The following is a 20,276-nucleotide window of genomic DNA, read 5'->3' as shown; positions in this document are numbered from 1 at the left end:
CAGCGCTGGGCGCTAGAACCGCACCCCGGTGGACACCCGCAGCATGTTCTGCGGCGTGAAGTTGACCTGCGGGTCCCACGCGGCGCGCACGAACCACTCGGGCCAGTCGTAGCCCACCGACAGGCCGGCGCGGCGGATGAACCGGCCGTCCACCGTGCCCTGCTTGGCCAGCAGGTCCACGGTGAGCCGCTGGCCGCCGGGCCGCGGGCTGCGCCACACGAGGTGTAGGTTCTGCTGGTCGGGGTTCTGCCGGTTGTCGCGCACCAACTGCAGCGCCAGGGTGTCGCCGCTGGTGAAGCGGTGGCTGCCGTACACGCTGTAGGCGTCGTTGGGGTCGAAGTTGAGGTTGGCGTAGTTGCGCAGGTTGGTGCGCCCCAGGCCCGCACCCACCACCCAGGTGGTGCCAGTCTCCACGGCCAGGCTGCCGCCGACGAAGCCGCCCGAGGCGATCTGCACCGAGGGCAGCACCCGCCAGTCGCCGAAGGCCACGGTGCTGTCCCACCCCGCGCGCGGCATGGAAAAGCCCAGCGCGGGCGAGCGGAACGCGCCCACCCACCAGTGGTCGTCGCCGCGGGTGTAGCGCAGGTTCACGTCCAGCCCGGGGCCCGAGGGCAGGCCGCCGCTGGACACCTGGTAGAGGCCCGTGGTCAGCTTGAAGGGCAGCGGCGTGTCGGGGTCGGTGTCGGTGGCCGCGCGGGCGGCCGGCGCGGCGAGGGCCGCGGTGCCGAGGGCCGCCAGCGCGGCGGCGCGCGCCAGGCGGCGCAGCGGGGCGGACAGCCGAGTGGAGGGCCGAGTGGGGGGCCGCCGAGGTGAGGGCAGGGCGTCAGCTCGCACGGCGGCCGATCTCGATCAGGCGGTTGTCCGGCAGCCGGAAGTAGTCGGACGCGCGCGCCGCGTTGCGCTGCAGCGATCCGAACACGGCCTTGCGCAGGGCGCCCAGCCCTTCGAGCCGGCCCGTGCCCAGCGAGGCGCGCGAGGTGAAGTACGAGGTGGACATGGACTCGATGTGCAGGCCCTTCTGGTAGGCCAGCAGGCGCAGGTATTCAGGCACGTCCGGCCGCTCCATGAAGCCGTGGCTGGCGGTCACGCACCAAACGCCGTGGCCCAGCTCCTGGGCGTGCAGGCGATCGGCGGCCGGCACGCGCGGCACCGGGCGGGTGCGCACGGCCAGCACCACCACGCGTTCGTGCAGCACCTGGTTGTGCTTGAGGTTGTGCAGCAGCGCGTGCGGCACGCTGTCGGCGTCGGCGGTCATGAACACGGCGGTGCCGCGCACGCGGTGCGGCATGCCGTGCGCCAGGGCCTCGATGAAGGGGGCGAGCGGCATGCGCTCCTGCGCCGCAGCCTGCTCGGCCACGCGCCGGCCCTTGGCCCAGGTGGTGAAGACGAACATGACCAGCGCCGCCACCGCCAGGGTCAGCCAGCCGCCGTCGGCGATCTTCAGGCTGTTGGCCACGATGAAGGTCACGTCCACCAGCGCGAAGCAGCCCACGCCCAGGCCCACGGCCAGCGGGTTCCAGCGCCACAGCCGCAGCGCGACCACGCCGGCCAGCAAGGTGGTGGTGAGCATGGTGAGCGACACCGCGATGCCGTAGGCGGCCGACAGCGCGCTGGAGCTGCGAAAGGCCAGCACCAGCAGCAGCACGCCGGCCATGAGCAGCCAGTTCATCGTGGGCAGGTAGATCTGGCCGATGGCGGTGCCGGAGGTCTGCACGATGCGCATGCGCGGCAGGTAGCCCATGCGGATGGCGTGCGCCGTCATGGAGAACGCGCCCGAGATCACCGCCTGCGAGGCGATGACGGTGGCGCAGGCGGCCAGCACCACCACGGGCACGGTGGCCCAGGGGGGGAAGAGCCGGAAGAACGGGTTGTCGATGGCCGCGGGGTTGGCCAGCACCAGCGCGCCCTGTCCGAAATAGTTGAGCACCAGCGACGGCAGCGCGATGAACAGCCACGCCAGCCGGATGGGCGTGGCGCCGAAATGGCCCATGTCGGCATACAGCGCCTCGCCGCCCGTGAACGCGAGGAACACCGCGCCCAGCACCGCCAGCGACTGCGCCGGGTGCGTGGCCAGGAACTGCACTGCCCAGCGCGGGTCGATGGCCTCCAGCACGTGCGGGTTCTGCGTGATCTGCCAGAGGCCGGACACCGCCAGCACGCCGAACCACAGCACCATCACCGGCCCGAACACGCGGCCCACCGATTCGGTGCCCCGGCGCTGCACGAGGAACAGGCCGATCAGCACCAGCAGCGTGATGGGCACCACGTAAGGCTTGAACACCGGCGTGGCCACCTCCAGCCCCTCGACCGCCGACAGCACCGAGATGGCCGGCGTGATGAGGCTGTCGCCATAGAACATGGCCGCGCCGACCAGGCCCAGCCCGGCGACGGCCTTCCACGCCCACGGGCGGGCGCCGCCGCGCTCCAGCGCCTGCGCGGCCAGGCCCTGCAGTGCCAGGATGCCGCCCTCGCCGTCGTGGTCGGCGCGCAGCACGAACACCACGTACTTGAGGGTGACCACCAGCATCAGGCCCCACAGCACCAGCGACAGCAGGCCCAGCACCGCGGCGCGGTCCAGCGCCACGCCATGCTCGGGGTTCAGGCATTCCTTGAAGGCGTAGAGCGGCGAGGTGCCGATGTCGCCGAACACCACCCCCAGCGCGGCGATCATCAGGGCGGATCGGGCGGCGAAGCCGCGGGCAGCGGGCGCGTGGCCGGGCGCCGGAGTTGAGGTCATTGCGGAGTGCGGGGGCAGTGAAGGGTCGGCGCATTGTGCGCCGGCGGCTGCTCGCGGTCACGGGCGGCGCGAACGGGGTGATGCCGGCGCGCAACGCTGTGGCAAGGCTTGGGGCCGAAAAGGCCTTCAGCGCAATTTCAACTAGGGCGTATTGCTATTAATTAAATAGCGTATCAGTGGCGGTGCCTTCGTGGCCCGCCACCGCATCGGCCCGCCCCGCCGTCACATGCCCAGCGACTTGAGCAGGTCGTCCGTGTCGCTGGACGACGCGGCGGCCGGCACCGGGGTCGCGGCCTTGGGCTCGCCGGCCTGGGCGATCAGCGCGTCGGGATCGGGGGCTTCCTGCGGCTCGAAGTCGTAGAGCTTGATGAACTCGGTGCGGTCGATCGCCAGCTCCAGGTAGAAGATGTGGTTGCTGGCCGTGTAGAAGGTCACTCGGCGCGCCTCGGGCTTGTCCAGGTTGGCGTCCACGCTCAGCATCACCTGCTTGTTCAGCGCCAGCATCTTGGGTTGGTTCTGCGTGATGTGCGTCTGCAGCTCGCGGCGCACCTTGCCGGTGAAGTCGCCCACCACCTGGTTCATCAGCTCGCCCATCACGTTCGACACCTCGTCCGAGGTGTAGGAGCTGGCCAGGTCGTCCTTGGACATGCCCATGCTCAGCAGGTAGCTCTGATAGAGCTCCATCGCCGCTTCCTTCGAGAAATTGATGATCACCAGGCCCGAGAACCCGCCGTCGAACAGCACGAAGCAGCCGATGTCGGGGCGCAGGCAGGTCTTGGTGATGCGCTGCACCATGCCGGAGTAGTGGATGGGGCTCTGCGTGGCCACGCTGAGCACCCGGGTCACCGAGTTGCAGAGGCTGATCAGCAGGTCTTCGGTGCCGTAGACGATGGAGGGGGTTTGTGCGCTCATGGTGTGCAAGGGGAAAGGGGAGGGGGACGAAAAAGGGGCTCTGGAAAAAAGGCCGGGGCGGTTCAGCGCTCCGGGGTGTCGGAGATGCGCCGGGCATACACCGCCAGCACGATGCGCTCCGAATGCACGAGGTACTCGTTGAGCTGGTCCGAGGCCTCGCGCAGTTTGCCCGCCTCGAACAGATCGACGATCCTGACGTTCATGTCCACGTACGGCGCGTGCAGGAACTCGGGGTCGTTCAGCAGCCCGAAGGCCAGCCGCAGTTCGGCCAGGATGTGCGAGAACATCACGTTCAGGCGCTCGCTGTCGGCCAGCTCCACGATGGCCATGTGGAACTCCATGTTGGCCGTGCCCACGCCCTGCCAGTCAGCCGCCTCGCGGCACCGCACCGCCGAATCCACCGCCTCGCGCAGGTGCTTCTTGGCGGGGTGGCGCGGGTAGGCCTGGGCGATGGCCTGGCATTCGATGAGCCGGCGCACGCGGTAGATGTCGATGATCGAGGCGATGCTCGGGATGGCCACCGAGACGCCGCGGTTGGGCTCGTACTTGACCAGGCCTTCCTTGGTCAACAGGCGGAAGACCTCGCGCAGGGTGTTCCGCGAAATCTCCAGGCTTTCGCTCAAGGCGGCCTCGGACAGCCGCTGGCCGGGCGAGAACTCGCCCTTCACGATCTTCTGGCGGATCAGCTCCGCCGTGCGTTCGTTCAGGGTCTGGGCGTTCGTGGGGGTTTCGATGGTCATGCCTGGGCGGTTCGGGGTGGGCGTGCGGCACGGCGTGCGCAGGCCGGGATCGGGTTTCGCACTTTGTAGCAGATCGGCCTGCTTCGCAAGAATCCACTCTGTGGAATACCGTTTTCTAACCGCTTTTCCTAGGGTTTGTCCGGGTCGGTCGCCCGCCATGTTGTTGGGCAAAATCGACCAATCGTGAAACAAATTGGTGCTGGTTGTATCCTCAAGGTGCATCGATTGTTCAACAACTTGAAGTTTTTCAAGGGTTGATCCCCGGTTTGTTGTTCATGGATTGGCATGCAATTTGCGTTGTATGCCGTGCCGGTCCAGACCGCGCTCGGGCAGCAACCTCCCATTGCCCGCGCGCTGCCAGGCTGGCAGTGGGGCCCTACGGTTGTCCGCACCTCTTCGCCAATGGCGGCGAAGCGCACGCGACCACCGGACCGGCCAGGGCTGTACGTATTCAAGGAAGTTCAAGATGCAAAACGTAGTCAATCTGTGGCCGCTCATCGGGGTGGCGGTCATCATCGTGGGGTTCATCCTGCGGTTCAACCCGATGCTGGTGGTGATCGTCACGGCCATCGCGACGGCGTTTGCCGCCGGATTTCCGATCGACAAGATCCTGGCCACCATCGGCACCGGCTTCATCAAGACGCGCAACCTGCCGCTCATCATCCTGCTGCCCCTGGCGGTGATCGGGCTGCTGGAGCGCCACGGCCTGCGCCAGCATGCGCAGAACTGGATCAGCAGCATCAAGTCGGCCACTGCCGGCCGCCTGCTCATCGTGTACCTGGGCGCCCGCCAGATCACGGCCGCCATCGGCCTGACCAGCCTGGGCGGCCACCCCCAGATGGTGCGCCCGCTGCTTGCCCCCATGGCTGAAGGCGCCACCGAGGCGCGCTACGGCAAGCTGCCCGACCGCATCCGCCACAAGCTGCGCGCCTTCTCGGCGGCCACCGACAACGTGGGCCTGTTCTTCGGTGAAGACATCTTCGTGGCCTTCGGCGCCATCGTGCTGATGTCCACCTTCCTGCACGAGGCCGGCATCGACGTCGAACCGATCCACATCGCGCTGTGGGGCATTCCGACCGCGATCTGCGCGTTCGCCATCCACGCCTGGCGCCTGCACCGCCTGGACGGCGTGCTGGCCCGTGAACTGGCCGCGCACGCCGCCGAAACCGCTGCCCGCAATGGCAATGGCAACGGGAACGGCAATGGCGACGGCACCCTCTCCAGCGCCAAGGGAGCATGAACATGACACTGACCATCCAACACCTGTACTACCTCGTCGGCGCCATCCTGGCCATCACCGCGGTGATGACCGTGGCCGACCGTGACAACCCCAAGCGCTTTTCCAGCGGACTGTTCTGGGCCCTGTATTCCCTGGTCTTCCTCATCGGCGACCTGCTGCCGCCCATCTGGGTGGGCGCCGGCGCCGTGGTGATGGCGCTCATCGCCGGCTTCGGCGGCGTGGGCGCGGGCAAGCACACCCCCCGCACCCCGGCCGAGTACCAGACCAGCGCCAAGCGCCTGGGCAACCGCCTGTTCATTCCCGCGCTGGCGATTCCGCTCATCACGATGATCGGTACGCTGTCGGCCAAGCACCTGACCGTGGGCGGCGTGCCGCTGATCGACCCCAAGAACACCACCCTGGTGAGCCTGGGCGTGGGCTGCGTGCTGTCGCTGGCGCTGGCCTGCTGGCTGACCCGCGAGAGCCCCGTGCAGGGCCTGCGCGAATCGCGCCGCCTGACCGACGCTCTGGGCTGGGCCCTGGTGCTGCCGCAGATGCTGGGCATGCTCGGCCTGGTGTTCTCCGATGCCGGCGTGGGCAAGGCCGTGGCGTACATCACCACCAGCTACATCAACATGGACATCCGCTTCGTGGCCTGCGCCGTGTACGTGATCGGCATGGCGCTCTTCACCATCATCATGGGCAACGGCTTCGCCGCCTTCCCCGTCATGACGGGCGGCGTGGGCGTGCCGATTCTGCTGGGCGTGTACCACGGCGACCCCGCCGTGATGGCCGCGATCGGCATGCTCTCGGGCTACTGCGGCACGCTGCTGACCCCGATGGCCGCCAACTTCAACATCGTGCCCGCCGCGCTGCTGGAGCTTCCGGACAAGAATGCGGTGATCCGCGCACAGGTGCCGACGGCCCTCGCGCTGCTCACCTGCAACGTGTTCCTGATGTACTTCCTGATGTTCCGATAGTCCGAAGAAAGGCCGCCCGTGTCCGACGCCGCCCCCCACACTGTGCTGCTCACCGGCTTCGAGCCCTTCGAGCGCGATCCGGTCAACCCCTCGTGGGAGGTGGCGCGGGCGCTCGACGGCTGGCAGCATGCGGGCGCCACGGTGCGCTCCGTGCAGCTGCCCTGCGTGTTCGGCAAGGCCGCGCAGGCGCTCGATGCGGCGCTGGCGCAGTGGCGGCCCTCGCTGGTGATCTGCCTGGGCCTGGCCGGTGGCCGCGCCGAGGTGTCGCTGGAGCGCGTGGCCATCAACCTGGACGATGCGCGCATCGCCGACAACGCCGGGCAGCAGCCGGTGGACACCGCCGTGGTGCCGGGCGCCCCGGCGGCGTACTTTTCCACGCTGCCCATCAAGGCGATCGTGCGCGACCTGCGCGCCGAAGGGCTGCCGGCCGCGGTGTCCAACACCGCGGGCACCTTCGTGTGCAACCACATCTTCTACGCGCTGATGCACCGCCTGGCGCAGCAGGCCGCGGGCACCGCCACGCTGCCGGGCACCGCGGCGCCTGCGCGCGGCGGCTTCATCCACGTGCCGTACCTGCCCGAGCAGGCCGCGCGCGTGGGTGGCGGCGCGCCCAGCATGGCGCTGGACACGCAGGCACAGGCCCTGCGCGCCGTCATCCGCACGGCGCTGGCCGTGCGCGAGGACGTTCGCGAAACTGCCGGGCAATTGCATTGACCGGCATGGTCATATGGACGGGGCGCTGCGCGCAGCGCTCCGCGGGTTTGAGATATCGGCGGCACCGACCGCCAGGAGAACGACGATGAAAATGGATCTGAACAGCGACCTGGGCGAGAGCCTCGGCGCATGGCGCATGGGCGACGACGCGGCCATGCTGGGCATCGTGAGCAGCGCCAACGTGGCCTGCGGCTTCCACGCCGGCGATGCCGCCGGCATCCTGCGCACGCTGCGCGAGGCCCAGGCCCGCGGCGTGGTGGTGGGGGCGCACGTGGCCTATCGCGATCTGGTCGGTTTCGGTCGCCGCAACATGGACGTGGAAAGCGCCGACCTCGTGGCCGACGTCATCTACCAGATCGGCGCGTTGCAGGGCCTGGCCAAGGCCGCCGGCACCGAAGTGCGCTACGTGAAGCCCCACGGCGCGCTCTACAACACCATCGTCCACGACGCCCGCCAGGCGCGCGACGTGATCACCGCCCTGCGCGAGATCGACGACCGCCTGGTGCTGGTGGCGCTGGCCGGCTCGCCATTGATCGGCTGGGCGCGCGACGCCGGCCTGCGCGTGGTGGCCGAAGCCTTTGCCGACCGCGCCTACACCCCGGCCGGCACGCTGGTGTCGCGCCGCGAAAAGGGCGCCGTGCTGCACGACGCCGCGCTGATCGCCGAGCGCATGCTGCGCCTGGTGTCCGACGGCGTGATCGAGGCCATCGACGGCAGCCAGGTGCGCATCGTGGCCGACTCGATCTGCGTGCACGGCGACAGCCCCGACGCCGTCGCGATCGCGCAGCAGGTGCGCCAGCGCTTCGAGCAGGCCGGCGTGACCATCACGTCGTTCGCAGGGCAGCCCGCAGCATGATGCGCTTTCTGCCCGTCAACCTGAATGCGGTCATGGTCGAGCTGGACGACCTCGACCAGACGCTGGCGCTGCTCGCCTCGCTGCGGCGCGAGCCCATCGACGGCATCGAGGAAATGGTGCCCGCCGCGCGCACCATCCTCATCCACTTCCGCCCCGCCGTGCAGTCGCTGCCCGCGCTGGTGGACGCCATCGCCCGGCGCGACGTGAGTGCGCAGGCCGAGCGCAGCACCACGCTGATCGAGATCCCCGTGCACTACGACGGGGAAGACCTGGCCGAAGTGGCGCACATGCTGGGCATCACCCCCGAAGAGGTGATCGCGCGCCACACGGGCAGCGAATACACCGTGGCGTTCACCGGCTTCGCGCCGGGTTTCGGCTACCTGACCGGCGGCCACCCCAGCCTGAACGTGCCGCGCCGTACCACGCCGCGCACCCGCATCCCGGCGGGCGCGGTGGGGCTGGCGGGCACCTTCAGCGGCGTCTATCCGCAGGCCAGCCCGGGCGGCTGGCAGATCATCGGCACCACGCCCACGGCCATGTGGGACCTGGGGCGCTCCGTGCCGGCGCTGCTGCAGCCCGGCGACCGCGTGCGCTTCGTGGATATTGCTACTAAAAATGTAGCAGAACGCCCTAGTGGAACATGCGCTGAGGGCCAAAAAGGCGCTGAACCTGCACCGGCACCCGCCGTGCCCCCTGCGGCCACCGCGCTCGAAGTGGTCTCGGCCGGCCTGCAGACCCTGTTCCAGGACGTGGGCCGCCACGGCCAGGCGGGCCAGGGCGTATCGGCCTCCGGCGCCATGGACCAGGCCGCCTGCAAGGCCGCCAACCGCCTGGCCGGCAATGCCGGGGGCGGCGCCTGCCTGGAGACGGTCAACGGTGGCCTGCAGCTGCGCAGCCGCGGCGACACCGTCGTGGCCGTGACCGGCGCCGATGCACCGCTGACCCTCACCAACGCGGCCGGCCTGCGCTGGCCCGTGCCGAACTACCAGCCCATCGCCCTGGGCGACGGCGACACGCTCACCGTGGGCGAGCCGGTGGCCGGCACGCGCTGCTATGTAGCGGTACGCGGCGGCTTCGCTGTGCAGCCGGTGCTGGGCAGCTGCGCCACCGACACGCTGGCTCGCGTGGGCCCGGCGGCGGTGGCCGGCGGCGACGTGCTCGGCGTGCGGCCCGTGGTGGGCAGCGCCGTGGTCGGCGCGCCCGAGGTGCCGCCGGCCGGCCTGCCCACGGTGCATGAAGACATCACGCTCGACGTGGTGCTCGGCCCGCGCACCGACTGGTTCACGCCCGATGCCGTCGCCCTGCTGGCGGCGCAGCGCTGGCGCGTCACGCCGCAGTCCAACCGCGTGGGCATCCGCCTGGCGGGCGACGAGCCGCTGGCGCGCGCCGTGGGCGGCGAGCTGCCCAGCGAAGGCACCTGCATCGGCGCCATCCAGGTGCCGCCGAGCGGCCAGCCCGTGCTGTTCCTGGCCGACCACCCGCTCACGGGCGGCTATCCGGTCATCGGCACCGTCGCGCCCCACCACCTGGACCGCGCGGGCCAGATCCCGGTCAACGCCTGGGTGCGTTTCAACCCGATCCGTGAATTCGAAGCCATCACGCGCGGCGCTGCCGCCTGACGGGCCTGAACGAGCACCCCCTTACCGAACACCGATTACCGAGCCCCTGACATGAAAAAAGTCCTCATTGCCAACCGTGGCGAGATCGCCGTCCGCATCGCCCGCGCCTGCGCCGACTACGGCGTGGCCTCCGTGGCCGTCTATGCCAACGCCGACATCGACGCCGTGCACGCCCGCATGGCGGGCGAGGCCTACGGCCTGGACGGCGACCGGCCGGCCGACACCTACCTGAACATCGAAAAGCTGCTGGCCGTGGCCCAACGCAGCGGCGCCGACGCGGTGCACCCGGGCTACGGCTTCCTGTCGGAAAGCGCCGCCTTCGCGCAGGCCGTGATCGACGCGGGCCTGACCTGGATCGGCCCCTCGCCCGAGGCCATCGCGCGCCTGGGAGACAAGGTCGAGGCCCGCAAGATCGCGCTCAAGGTCGGCGCGCCGCTGGTGGCCGGCACCTCCGAGCCCGTCAAGGACGCCAGCGAGGTCATCGCCTTCGCCGGGCAGCACGGCCTGCCCATCATCATCAAGGCCGCGTTCGGCGGCGGCGGCCGGGGCATGAAGGTCGCCTGGCGCATGGATGAGGTGGCCGAGCTGTACGACTCCGCCGTGCGCGAGGCCGTCACCGCCTTCGGGCGCGGCGAGTGCTTCGTCGAGCAGTTCCTCGACCGTCCCCGCCACATCGAAGCGCAAGTGCTGGCCGACACCCACGGCAACGTGCTGGTGCTGGGCACGCGCGACTGCTCGCTGCAGCGGCGCAACCAAAAGCTGGTGGAAGAGGCGCCCGCGCCTTTCCTCTCCGACGACCAGCGCGCGCGCATCCACCAGGCCGCGCACGACATCTGCGCAGAGGCGGGCTACGCCAGCGCGGGCACGGTGGAGTTTTTGCTCAGCGGCAGCGGCGCCATCTCGTTCCTCGAAGTGAACACGCGCCTGCAGGTGGAGCACCCCGTGACCGAGCAGACCACGGGCATCGACCTGGTGGTGGAGCAGTTGCGCATCGCCGACGGCCACCCACTGGCCGTCACCGAAACGCCGCGCCCGCTGGGCCATTCCATCGAGTTCCGCATCAACGCCGAGGACGTGGGCCGGGGCTTCCTGCCCACGCCCGGCCCGGTCGTCTCGTTCTCCGCGCCGTCCGGCCCCGGTGTGCGGGTGGACAGCGGCGTGCAGTCCGGCTCCACGGTGCCGGGCACGTTCGACTCGCTGATGGCCAAGCTCATCGTCTCGGGCGCCACGCGCGAGCAGGCGATCGCCCGCGCACAGCGCGCGCTGCGCGAGTTCAAGATCGAAGGCGTGGCCTCGGTGCTGCCGTTCCACCGCGCGGTCATCGGCCACCCGGATTTCGTGGGCGGCGACGGCTTCAAGGTCCACACCCGCTGGATCGAGACCGACTTCGCCCCCGACCTGGCCGCCGCCCTGCGCGCCGAGCCCGTGGCCGACACCACCCTGATCCGCACCGCGATGGAGATTGACGGGCGCCGTGTCTCCCTGGGCCTGCCGCCCGAGCTGCTGCGCGGCCTGCAGTCCGTGCCGGGCGGCGCCCCGGTTGCACCGGGCGCGGGCGGCAGCGAAAAGGCGGAGCAGGACCCTAATGCCGTCGGCGCCCCCATCGCCGGCACGCTGCAGACCTGGAAAGTGGCCGAAGGCGACACCGTGGCCAAGGGCGACGTGATCGCCGTGATGGAAGCCATGAAGATGGAGATGCAGGTCACCGCGCACCGCGCGGGCAAGATCGCCCTGAGCGCGGCGGCCGGCAGCTACCACGCGGCCGGCACGGCCATCGCGCGCATCCAGGACTGAAGAAGCCCTGGCGCCTGAAAGGAGCGGCCTTTGGAGCCTTCCTCCAACAGGGCTTTTCGGCGATCCGTCGCCGGAAAGCCCATCCTTCGATTGCTGCCCGCGCTGGAGGTCCCGGCGTCGGCGGCTATTTTTTTGTTGAAGGGTTCGCGCTGTGTGCGCGCTTCTCGCTTTCTTGCGCTCGCCCTAACGAAGTGCAGTCGGGTCGGCGGGCCGCCATGGCGGCCCCTCGTGGAGGGCTTGGCCGATGGCGCGGGGGAGGGTAGTCTTCGGGCTCGGCTGCGAGCCGGTGCTGTCCTCGCCGCTCCTTGCGGGCGCCTTCAGCGCTGCGGCCCAGGCGGGTTGAGCATTCACATTTTTTGAATCATTGCGTCAATTCCATTGAAACTTGGCGCACAAAAGGCTATCTACACTGCGCCATGCCTGAGTGTTGCGTCGCAGCATTCCACCCCACGAAACCCAGATCACCGCCCATGACGCCTCCTCTGCCACGATCGTCCCGCTACGGGGCCACGGCCATCGCCCTGCACTGGATCCTCGGTCTGGCGCTCATCGGCATCTTCGCGGTGGGGTTGTACATGACGGGCCTGCCGTTCTCGCCCCAGCGCTTGAAGCTCTACAACTGGCACAAGTGGGCCGGCGTGACGATCCTGGCGCTGTCCACCCTGCGACTGATCTGGCGCCTCACGCACCGCCCCCCCGCGCTACCGCCGGCCGTGCAGGCGGCCATGCCCCGCTGGCAGCACATCGCGCACCACGGCACGCACCACCTGATGTACGCGCTCTTTTTCATCGTGCCGCTGGTCGGCTGGGCCTACAGCTCGGCGGCCGGCTTTCCCATCGTGTTCCTCGGCGTGCTGCCGCTGCCCAGCTTCGTGTCCGTGAGCCCCGAGCTGGCCGAGGCCATCAAGCCCTGGCATGAAATCACCGCCTATGCCCTGGCGGCGCTGGTCGTGGTGCACGTGGCGGCCGTGGTCAAGCACCAGGTCATCGACCGCGACGGCCTGCTGTCGCGCATGCTGCCGGGCCGGGGCTGATCGATCGTTTCGCTGGCCGTGCAGGCGCCGGGGTTTCCGGCCTTCCGGCCGGTTCCTCCTGAATTTTTGGTTTGTTGTTGACTGACGGAGTCCTGTCCATGAAATATTCGATGACGCTGGCTGGCCTCGCGCTGGCATCCACCACGTTGCTGGCGGCCGCACCGGCATTCGCCCAGCAAAAGCTCGTGCCCGAGCAAAGCGAGATCACCTTCGTGAGCAAGCAGATGGGCGTGCCGGTGGAAGGCAAGTTCAAAAAGTTTGATGCCCAGGTCGCGTTCGATCCGGCCCAGCTGGCCACCAGCAAGATCGCCTTCACCGTCGATACCGGCAGCGCCACCCTGGGCGTGAAGGAGTCCGACGCCGAACTGCCCAAGGCCACGTGGTTCAACGTGCCCAAGTTCCCGCAGGCCACGTTCCAGTCCACCACCATCAAGGCCGTGGGCGCCGGCAAGTACGAAGTGGCCGGCAAGCTCAGCATCAAGGGCGCCACGCAGGACGTCACCGTGCCCGTCACGCTGGCCCAGAGCGGCGCGACCACCACGGCCACCGGTGCCTTCGCCATCAAGCGCCTGGCCTTCAAGATCGGCGAGAACGAGTGGGCCGATACGTCCATGGTGGCCGACGACGTGCAGGTCAAGTTCAAGCTCGCGCTGACCGGCGTGGGCAAGCTCTGAGCCTTGGCTTTCGTCCGCTGAACCCCGTTTCTTGTTTCTTGTTCCCGTTTCTGTTTTTTCAACCCGGAGATATCGACATGCGCAAATCCCTCTTCGCCCTCGCCGCCGTGGCTGCAACCCTGGCCGCCGGCGCCGTGCAGGCCCAGACCGCCACGTATGCCGTGGACCCGACCCACACCTTCGCCACGTTCGAGATCAGCCACTTCGGCGCCAGCGTGAACCGCGGCCGCTTCGACAAGAAGGAAGGCACCGTGCAACTGGACAAGGCTGCCAAGACTGGCAAGGTGGAGTTGACCATCGACATCACCTCGATCAACACCGGCACTGCACCGTTCGACAAGCACCTGCAAGGTCCGGACATTTTCGACGCCGCCAAATACCCCACGGCCAAGTTCGTGGGCGACAAGTTCACGTTCGACGGCGACAAGCTGGTGTCCGTGGCGGGCGAGCTGACCATCAAGGGCAAGACCCAGCCCGCCACCTTCAAGGCCAACCAGTTCGCCTGCTACCAAAGCCCCATGCTCAAGCGCGAAGTGTGCGGCGGCGACTTCGAGACCACCATCGACCGCACCCAGTTCGGCGCCGACTACGGCGTGCAGTACGGCTTCCCCAAGAACGTGCGCATCGTGGCGCAGATCGAAGCCGTCAAGCAGTAAGCCTTTCCACCCATGGCCTTCAGGCCATGGGGCCACGGCCGATCCCGCGTGCACGCTGCGCAGGGCTGGCCGTTTTTCATGGTGCGTGCGCTGGGCGGCGGGTCAAGCACCCGCCTTGGCGTGGGCGATCCTGGTTCAGCGTTGTCAAGACAGTGAGAGATTCATGAATTCGTTGATTCATCGGCGTGCTTCGGTGGCGCGCAGTGCGCTGACGGCTGCATTTTTGTTGGCCGGTGCATCGGCATTTGCCGGGGCTGCCGACGAGGCACCGCGCGTTCCTGCCATCAAGCTCTACAACACGCCTGACCACAAGGCTGCGTTCATGCGCGGGACCGTGCCGGCGCTGCACAAGATCCAAAGCCAGCAGTTCTGGCTGAGCCAGTCGGTGGAAGCGTGGGAGCAAAACACCCATCCGGCCCCCCGCCGGCAGTACGTGATTCCGCTGCAGGGTGAGCTGGAATTCCGGGTGGGCGACGGCTCCACGTTCCGTTTGGCGCCCGGAACGGTTTTGCTGGCCGAAGATACCGAGGGAGAAGGGCACAGTTGGAAAATGGTTTCCAACGATAAGGCCTGGGTGCGGGTCTATATTCCCATGGTGTCTGAAAATGATGAATTTGAACCACAGAAATAGATTTTCATCATTTAATTTTTAATAGATGAAGTAAATGTCAGATTGATCTGAATCCGCAAGAGGTAAGAAAAGCCGGTGTCTGCAATGCAGGGGCCGGCTTTTTTTATTGGTCCAATTGAAAATGTTAATGGGCAATGTTATGAAAACGAAATGAATTTCGCTTTTCTGGCGCTTGTTTCGCGTGGAAAGCATGGAGCTGTCGGTGGCGATCAAGAATTAATCAGGGTTTAAAACCCATCTTTACTAATTACTGAAAGATATGATGAACACCGTCAAAAAGTTTTCTGCATCCACTTCGCGCATCCCACCGTCTGGTACCCAGAAAGACGGTGCTCCGCTGCCTAAGAAATCATCGTCTTCAAAACTGAGTTCTCACGGCGTCTTCGACGGGTTGCGATCCATGATGGGCAGGGGGAAAACTTCTTCCGTCCCGTCCGCTGGCAAAAGCGCCACCGTCGTACCGCCTCAGAGTTTCAGCGATGGCAGCATGCGCCCCGACTCGCTGGTCGCCAAGCGCCACAGCGCAGCCGTGCTGCATAACGCGAAAACGGGTGAGCCCATCACCACGGGCAATCACTTCGATGTGCCGGCCTTCGCCATGTCGAGCGGCCTGGAAGCGCACAGCGACAGCCACATGCATCCCACCAACTACGTGCAGCGCGGCCTGAACCCGCAGCAGTTGCTGAAGATGATGGACGACATCGGCGTGCGCAACACCACGCTGATGCCCATCCCCACGTCGCTGCTGCAAGCCAAGCTGCCGGGTGACGATGGCGCGACCACGGCCCTCAACCCCCACGAAATCTCCGAACAGATCGGCGGCGGCGAACACGCGCACCATTGCGGCCCGCTCGAGTTCTATTACGTGCCCAAGAAGATCGAAGACCGCGTGCTCGCCGGCCGCACCAGCGAAGAACTGGCCAGCCGTCCCAAGCTGGACATCGACGACTTCCGCAAGGACCCGGGCCTGATCAAGGAGATCGTCGATGAGTCCCTCCTGTACGTGGACACGGCCGTCAATACCGATCTGGCCACGGCCATCAAGAATTCCGGCATGAGCCAGGCACAGCGCAGCCGCCTGGACCCCATGATCACCGGCCTGCACCTGGGCGACCCGCGCGTGAGCGACCGCCTGCTGCACGAGTTGTACAAGACCAAGGGCACCTTCACCGGCATCGGTGAAATCACGGTTCACAAGGAATTGGTGGAAGACATGTTCGCGGGTGGCCGGTTGCAGGCCAGCACCCAGACCCCGCGCATGGAGCCGCTCACGAAGCTGATGGAAGTGGCCGGGGTCATCGGCACGCCCGTGGTGCTGCACTGCGACATCGACAACCTGCACGATCAGATCGAAGATTTCAACAGCAAGGGCAAGGGCAAGGGCAAGGGCAAGGCCTCCGAAGCGCGCCTGCCGGCCAACCTGGAGGGCCTGCGCAAGATGTTCAGCGATCCGCGGGTGAAGGACACCAAGATCGTCTGGGCGCACGGCGGCGGCCTGGGCCGTTTCGTGCAGCAGGGCGAGGGCCATCTGGACGCGCTGGAGAAGCTGCTGGCGGACTGCCCCAACCTGAACCTGGACATCTCGTGGAGCGAAGTGGCCAAGCAGATCGGCAAGGACGACCAGTCGCTCACCGCCTGGCGCGGCTTCATCGAGAAGCACAGCGAGCGCATCTGCTTCGGCTCCGACACGCTGGCACCCAGGGAAACCGGCACCTGGGAAGCCACCAAGAAGATGTACGACGAAGGCCTGTTCCAGGGCATGAGCGCCAAAGCCAAGCACGACGTGCTCAACGGCACCTACGACCGCGTGTTCGTGGCATCGCGTAAGCAGGTGCGCGAGTTCGAACAGAACGTGTTGACCAAGCAGTTCATGGAAGCGCACGTCACCCAAGTCGATGGCGATCCGGTCACCGCCAAGACTCTGAAGGACTTGAAGGCTGAAGCCCTGAACCAAGGCACCCCGACAGCCGGTGAAGACAGTACTGCCGCGGAGCAACCCAAGCGCCGGAAATCGTTGAAGGCAAAGATCGCCAGCAATCTCAAGAAAGCGGTGGGGATTAAATCTTCCGCATCCAGCGCGCAGGCGGCACCAAAACCCGCTGTCAGCGAATCCCGCGGTGAAGCTTTGAAACGACCTGCCAGGCAAGAAGAAGCGCTCAAGAAAAATTCCTTGAGCGAGCTGTTGAAAGCCGCAGCACAGGAAGATTCCGTCAGCGGTTTGCCTACCGGCGCTGGCACCCACGAAGCACCGGAATTGAATGAGGAAGACGACGAGGTCTTTTTCACCCCCCCTTCCTTACCATCGAGGCTTGCTCCCATCAGCGAAGACGGAGACGAAGACATGGACGATGGCGGCGAAAGCAGCAGCGTCCGCAACAGCCAGGGTTCCAGCACACCGTCCAACGCAGAACCATCGGTCGAGCCAACCCCTGTTCAGGACCTGCGGCGCCAGAGTGGACTGTCCAAGCTGAAGAAGGTCACCGAAGACATCAAGGAAGGCGCTTTCAAAAACGGATTCGGCTTCTCCAGCACGACGGTATCGCCTGTCTGGAACCCTTTCCAGAGCAAGGTGTCGTCGGCCAAGCCCAAGATGGGCAGCTTTCTCGGGCAGGACGGCGTCGAGCCGCCCAAGGTGCCCAAGGCGCTGCAGAATGCCGCCCCGCGCGTGGGCCGCACGATGCCCCAGGAAGGCGCTGCGCTGCAGAGACTGAAAAAGGAATCGACGATCAATGGGGCCATCACGAGCCACTTCGACGGTCCGGCGAACCGGAAAGCGGCGTTGCTGGCCAGCGTCATGCAGTTGAAAGAGGCCACTGGAATGTCGGCGGGAGAAACCACCGTCCTGGTCAAGGCGCTGGCCCGCCACAACAAAGACACGGCGCAGGCCGAACGCATTCTGCAAGCGTTGCCGCAGGTCCGGCTGGTGGGCGACCTGCTCACGCCGCGCCCCGCTGGGGAAATCACGGCCGATGTGCAACTCGCCTGGAAATTCGCGGCGGAAATCGAAAGCCTCAAAGGCGGCAAGGGGCTGGACCTGCTGAGCAAGGTCACCGCCAAGCCCGATGGCGCGGCCGATGGCGCACCCGCCCTGGCGGCTGCGCAACGCGGCCCGATGCGTGCTTACCTGCGCGCTGCTGCCGAGGTGGCACGGGCCGCTGGCAGAAACGCACCGGCGTTGGACCCGAGCAGCATGTTCGCCCATGGCAAGCTGGGCGACGCCGTGCGGGCCACGCCGAACGGCTGGCCAGGCCGCGCGGGTGCGCCGATCGCCCATGGCTCCTCGCTCACTCTGGCTGAAAAAGCGCTGCTGGCCGTGCGCGACGAACTCGACCCCGCGATCACCGAAATCCATGGATGCCGCTTCGCCGTGCAGATGGCGCGTGGCGGCATGGTGACCGACAAGGCACGCAACCCCGACGGCACCAAGAGCGAGTTTCAGAAGGTCGAATCGCGGGCCTCCAAAACCATGGGCATGCATTTGAACCGTGCCATGGCATCGCGCACCGGCTTTCAACGCATTGCAGACACCCTGCGCTACGGCACGCTGCACCAAGGCAAAAGCCCGTTCTACGGCTACGACGCCATCGTGTCCTCGCGCGGCAAGAACATGGGATTCGAGCTGTCGCACATCGGCGGCATTCACGAAGGCCGCGCCATGAAGGACATGGTGGACGTGCTGGAGTCCACCCTCAAAGCCCGCGGTGGTGCGGGGGGCGCGGGCTTGCCCACCGCGCAAAATGCGGTGGACGGCCAGGCGCTGCTGGATGACGCTGGCGGCGGTGGCACGCTGCTGCGCAACATGGTGCGGTCCGAGATCCTTCAACGCGCCAAGACGGAAGCGCTGTTGCTGCCGCGCCTTGCGCGGGGTGACAACCTCTCCGAGAGCGCGATCGCGCAGGTGCGCACGGCCGTACTCGCCGCTATCCAGTTGCCCGAGTCTTCTTCGGGAGAGTCGGCGGTCGCCGATCAGGTGCAGGAACTGCTGACGGCAGCCCTGACCGAGCAGAATGTTCCGCTAACGCCCGCCCGGCTGCTCGCCTGGGCTGGCGATGCAGGAGGCCCGACCGACCCCGAATCGGTGCAGGAAATGCGAACCTCGCGCCATGAGGACGGCGAACCGGACTGGAAATCGTTCTCGACCGCGTTCGACCGGCTGGTGAACAAAGACGTCCGCGTTCCGGCCAATACGCCCATCAAAGGCAAAAACCGCGCTGAAACCGCAGAAATCCTCGCCTCCATGATCCGTGGCGAAGAACTGGGCTCGGGCTTTTCGCTGGCCAATGCCGGCAACACGCAGGGCACCACCCGCAACGTGACCGAAGTCATCTCGGGGGTCTTGTCCGGCGCCACCATGTCGGTTCGCGCGGACTTGGGGGGCGGGCGCACGCGCATCGTCTCCTTCGAGTCCGGCGTGTCCACGGACCGCAGTTCATTGCGCATGAGCGTATCGACCGTCCGCCGCAATCAGGAAGGAGCGGGTGCCTCGTTCGGCTTCCGTCTCGGCCAGGAAGAGGCCGCCTCTTTTTCGGCCTTCATCGGCGGTGACGTGGGCCACAGCTTCGAGCTGCTGGAGCAAGAAGGCGCCGTGTTCGGATTTCCGCGCCACAAGACGGGCGGCGTGGGCGGCGACCGAGACCTGGCCCAGCAAAAAGCGCGGCTCATCAAACTGCTGATCGGCGTGCCTGACGAGGCTGGGCCCTATCAGGCGCCCGGCAACCCGGAAGACAAAACCTCTTTGGTCAAGCGCGCCTACCAGGAGTTCGGCGACGCCATTTCCATCGGTGCCTTCGAGGTCCGGCAGAAAGACCATCGCTTTACGGGAAGCTCGTCGGCCGGCGCGGGTGCCACCATCGGCAGCCTGCGGGTGGGGCTGCCGCAAGCCGGCGTGGCCGGCGAAACGCGCCTGGGGACGCTCGAATACAAAGACACCTCCGGCACGCTCAAAGTCATCCGTGAGTCCGAATCGAAAGCGTTCAAAGCCACCGCCACCGGGGCCCTGGCCGCACTGAGCGGACTGATCGAAGGCGCCACCTCCCCGACACCCGCCCCGGGCGAAGTCGCGGCCGACGCCGTGACCAGCATGACATCGCTGGCGGTTGCCAATATCGGATCGATGTCCACCGATTTCTTCCGGGACGGCGAAACGCGCACCACCACCCGCATCCTGTACGACGATCAGGAACTGCCCACGAGCTTTGCCACCCAGACGCTGGCCACCAGCAAGGACTTCGTGCAGAACCTGGCGGCCGACGTCGAAAACTTTGCGGAAGACAAAGCCAAGAAGTTCTTCCCCGCCCGCCACAGCGCCGACCGCGACCAGGCCGTGCAGACCGAAAAGAAAATCCTGGGCGAATTCGCCGGCCACTTGCGCCAACACCGCGATATGACGGGCACCTCGCAGCTGTACTGGGAATGGGGCCCCAGTCACGTGGATGCCAGCAATCTGCTGGAAGCGGACCGCGAACTGTCCGAAAAACTGGGCGACAAGGAAGGCGCCAAACATGCGAAGCGCGACATCGACACGATCCACAAAGACCCCGGTTACCGGGAAGCGCGCTTCCTGATCAACGCCAACGAACAGTCGGCCAGCGACGTGAGGGGCGTCAACGGAATGATGGGCGTGCGCCACGATGTGAGAACGAGCGCGAATGTTCGCTCGTTGAACTTCACTTGATGGGGCGATCCGCGCCACGCCGAACGGCGAGGGGCG

16 protein-coding genes are annotated in these 20,276 nt (G+C 67.0%); 12 read left to right on the top strand and 4 right to left on the bottom strand.

All coding sequences use genetic code 11. The features are described from left to right. Positions 1-12 precede the first annotated feature (12 nt). From M5C96_RS19150 to M5C96_RS19135, 4 genes are all read right to left on the bottom strand, one after another. Entirely contained in the window at positions 13-834 is an 822-nt protein-coding gene (locus tag M5C96_RS19150) for a hypothetical protein (protein ID WP_272564737.1), read from the bottom strand. Then, the gene (locus M5C96_RS19145) at positions 824-2,737 is read right to left on the bottom strand and encodes a potassium transporter Kup (protein WP_442867327.1); all 1,914 of its coding nucleotides are present in this window, start codon (positions 2,735-2,737) and stop codon (positions 824-826) included. The genes M5C96_RS19150 and M5C96_RS19145 overlap by 11 nt, the downstream gene beginning before the upstream one ends. Before the next feature lie 222 nt (positions 2,738-2,959). Further along, positions 2,960-3,649 carry a DUF3334 family protein gene (locus M5C96_RS19140; protein ID WP_272564735.1) on the bottom strand — a complete coding sequence of 230 codons (690 nt, stop codon included), beginning with the start codon at positions 3,647-3,649 and terminating at the stop codon, positions 2,960-2,962. 62 nt (positions 3,650-3,711) lie between these two features. Continuing rightward, positions 3,712-4,389: a GntR family transcriptional regulator gene (locus tag M5C96_RS19135; protein ID WP_272564733.1), complete on the bottom strand. Its 678-nt coding sequence runs from the start codon at positions 4,387-4,389 to the stop codon at positions 3,712-3,714. 466 nt (positions 4,390-4,855) lie between these two features. On the opposite strand from M5C96_RS19135, the gene M5C96_RS19130 reads away from it, so the two are divergent. The 12 genes from M5C96_RS19130 (at position 4,856) to M5C96_RS19075 (ending at position 20,240) form a co-directional block, all read left to right on the top strand. Beyond that, positions 4,856-5,629: a DUF969 domain-containing protein gene (locus M5C96_RS19130; protein WP_272564731.1), complete on the top strand. Its 774-nt coding sequence runs from the start codon at positions 4,856-4,858 to the stop codon at positions 5,627-5,629. 2 nt (positions 5,630-5,631) lie between these two features. Further along, positions 5,632-6,588: a DUF979 domain-containing protein gene (locus tag M5C96_RS19125; protein WP_272564729.1), complete on the top strand. Its 957-nt coding sequence runs from the start codon at positions 5,632-5,634 to the stop codon at positions 6,586-6,588. A gap of 18 nt (positions 6,589-6,606) precedes the next feature. Next, positions 6,607-7,302: a pyroglutamyl-peptidase I gene (pcp, locus tag M5C96_RS19120; RefSeq protein WP_272564727.1), complete on the top strand. Its 696-nt coding sequence runs from the start codon at positions 6,607-6,609 to the stop codon at positions 7,300-7,302. Positions 7,303-7,387: 85 nt separating this feature from the next. After that, positions 7,388-8,158, top strand: coding sequence for a LamB/YcsF family protein (locus tag M5C96_RS19115; RefSeq protein ID WP_272564726.1), 771 nt, complete (start codon positions 7,388-7,390; stop codon positions 8,156-8,158). Continuing rightward, positions 8,158-9,777, top strand: a complete 1,620-nt coding sequence (pxpB, locus tag M5C96_RS19110; RefSeq protein ID WP_272569782.1) for a 5-oxoprolinase subunit PxpB — start codon at positions 8,158-8,160, stop codon at positions 9,775-9,777. Before M5C96_RS19115 ends, pxpB begins: the two co-directional genes overlap by 1 nt. 51 nt (positions 9,778-9,828) lie before the next feature. Next, a complete protein-coding gene (locus M5C96_RS19105; RefSeq protein WP_272564724.1) occupies positions 9,829-11,571 on the top strand; it encodes an acetyl/propionyl/methylcrotonyl-CoA carboxylase subunit alpha in 1,743 nt (580 codons plus the stop codon). A 470-nt stretch (positions 11,572-12,041) separates the two neighbouring features. Then, entirely contained in the window at positions 12,042-12,605 is a 564-nt protein-coding gene (locus M5C96_RS19100; protein ID WP_272564723.1) for a cytochrome b, read from the top strand. A gap of 98 nt (positions 12,606-12,703) precedes the next feature. Then, the gene (locus tag M5C96_RS19095) at positions 12,704-13,279 is read left to right on the top strand and encodes a YceI family protein (RefSeq protein WP_272564722.1); all 576 of its coding nucleotides are present in this window, start codon (positions 12,704-12,706) and stop codon (positions 13,277-13,279) included. A gap of 77 nt (positions 13,280-13,356) precedes the next feature. Next, positions 13,357-13,935 (top strand): YceI family protein, encoded by a 579-nt coding sequence (locus tag M5C96_RS19090; RefSeq protein ID WP_272564720.1) that lies wholly within the window; start codon positions 13,357-13,359, stop codon positions 13,933-13,935. Positions 13,936-14,098: 163 nt separating this feature from the next. Beyond that, positions 14,099-14,566, top strand: coding sequence for a hypothetical protein (locus M5C96_RS19085; protein ID WP_272564719.1), 468 nt, complete (start codon positions 14,099-14,101; stop codon positions 14,564-14,566). A gap of 75 nt (positions 14,567-14,641) precedes the next feature. Continuing rightward, positions 14,642-14,797 carry a hypothetical protein gene (locus tag M5C96_RS19080; protein WP_272564717.1) on the top strand — a complete coding sequence of 52 codons (156 nt, stop codon included), beginning with the start codon at positions 14,642-14,644 and terminating at the stop codon, positions 14,795-14,797. Positions 14,798-15,053: 256 nt separating this feature from the next. Further along, complete coding sequence (locus M5C96_RS19075) at positions 15,054-20,240, top strand: hypothetical protein (RefSeq protein ID WP_272564716.1); 5,187 nt, start codon at positions 15,054-15,056, stop codon at positions 20,238-20,240. The last annotated feature ends 36 nt before the right edge of the window (positions 20,241-20,276 follow it).

This window comes from Acidovorax sp. GBBC 1281, from assembly GCF_028473645.1.
Lineage (GTDB): Bacteria > Pseudomonadota > Gammaproteobacteria > Burkholderiales > Burkholderiaceae_C > Paracidovorax.
The sequence above is the reverse complement of the archived record's forward strand: the minus strand, read 5'-3'. Positions and strand labels throughout refer to the sequence as shown.

What these genes read in the sequence shown, in the direction of transcription:
- M5C96_RS19115 (WP_272564726.1), top strand. Translation starts at nt 7,388, where the DNA reads ATGAAAATGGATCTGAACAGCGACCTGGGCGAGAGCCTCGGCGCATGG.
- M5C96_RS19090 (WP_272564720.1), top strand. Translation starts at nt 13,357, where the DNA reads ATGCGCAAATCCCTCTTCGCCCTCGCCGCCGTGGCTGCAACCCTGGCC.
- M5C96_RS19130 (WP_272564731.1), top strand. Translation starts at nt 4,856, where the DNA reads ATGCAAAACGTAGTCAATCTGTGGCCGCTCATCGGGGTGGCGGTCATC.
- M5C96_RS19075 (WP_272564716.1), top strand. Translation starts at nt 15,054, where the DNA reads ATGCGCCCCGACTCGCTGGTCGCCAAGCGCCACAGCGCAGCCGTGCTG.
- M5C96_RS19125 (WP_272564729.1), top strand. Translation starts at nt 5,632, where the DNA reads ATGACACTGACCATCCAACACCTGTACTACCTCGTCGGCGCCATCCTG.
- M5C96_RS19140 (WP_272564735.1), bottom strand. Translation starts at nt 3,649, where the DNA reads ATGAGCGCACAAACCCCCTCCATCGTCTACGGCACCGAAGACCTGCTG.
- M5C96_RS19135 (WP_272564733.1), bottom strand. Translation starts at nt 4,389, where the DNA reads ATGACCATCGAAACCCCCACGAACGCCCAGACCCTGAACGAACGCACG.
- pxpB (WP_272569782.1), top strand. Translation starts at nt 8,158, where the DNA reads ATGCGCTTTCTGCCCGTCAACCTGAATGCGGTCATGGTCGAGCTGGAC.
- M5C96_RS19095 (WP_272564722.1), top strand. Translation starts at nt 12,704, where the DNA reads ATGAAATATTCGATGACGCTGGCTGGCCTCGCGCTGGCATCCACCACG.
- M5C96_RS19105 (WP_272564724.1), top strand. Translation starts at nt 9,829, where the DNA reads ATGAAAAAAGTCCTCATTGCCAACCGTGGCGAGATCGCCGTCCGCATC.
- M5C96_RS19085 (WP_272564719.1), top strand. Translation starts at nt 14,099, where the DNA reads ATGAATTCGTTGATTCATCGGCGTGCTTCGGTGGCGCGCAGTGCGCTG.
- M5C96_RS19100 (WP_272564723.1), top strand. Translation starts at nt 12,042, where the DNA reads ATGACGCCTCCTCTGCCACGATCGTCCCGCTACGGGGCCACGGCCATC.
- M5C96_RS19145 (WP_442867327.1), bottom strand. Translation starts at nt 2,737, where the DNA reads ATGACCTCAACTCCGGCGCCCGGCCACGCGCCCGCTGCCCGCGGCTTC.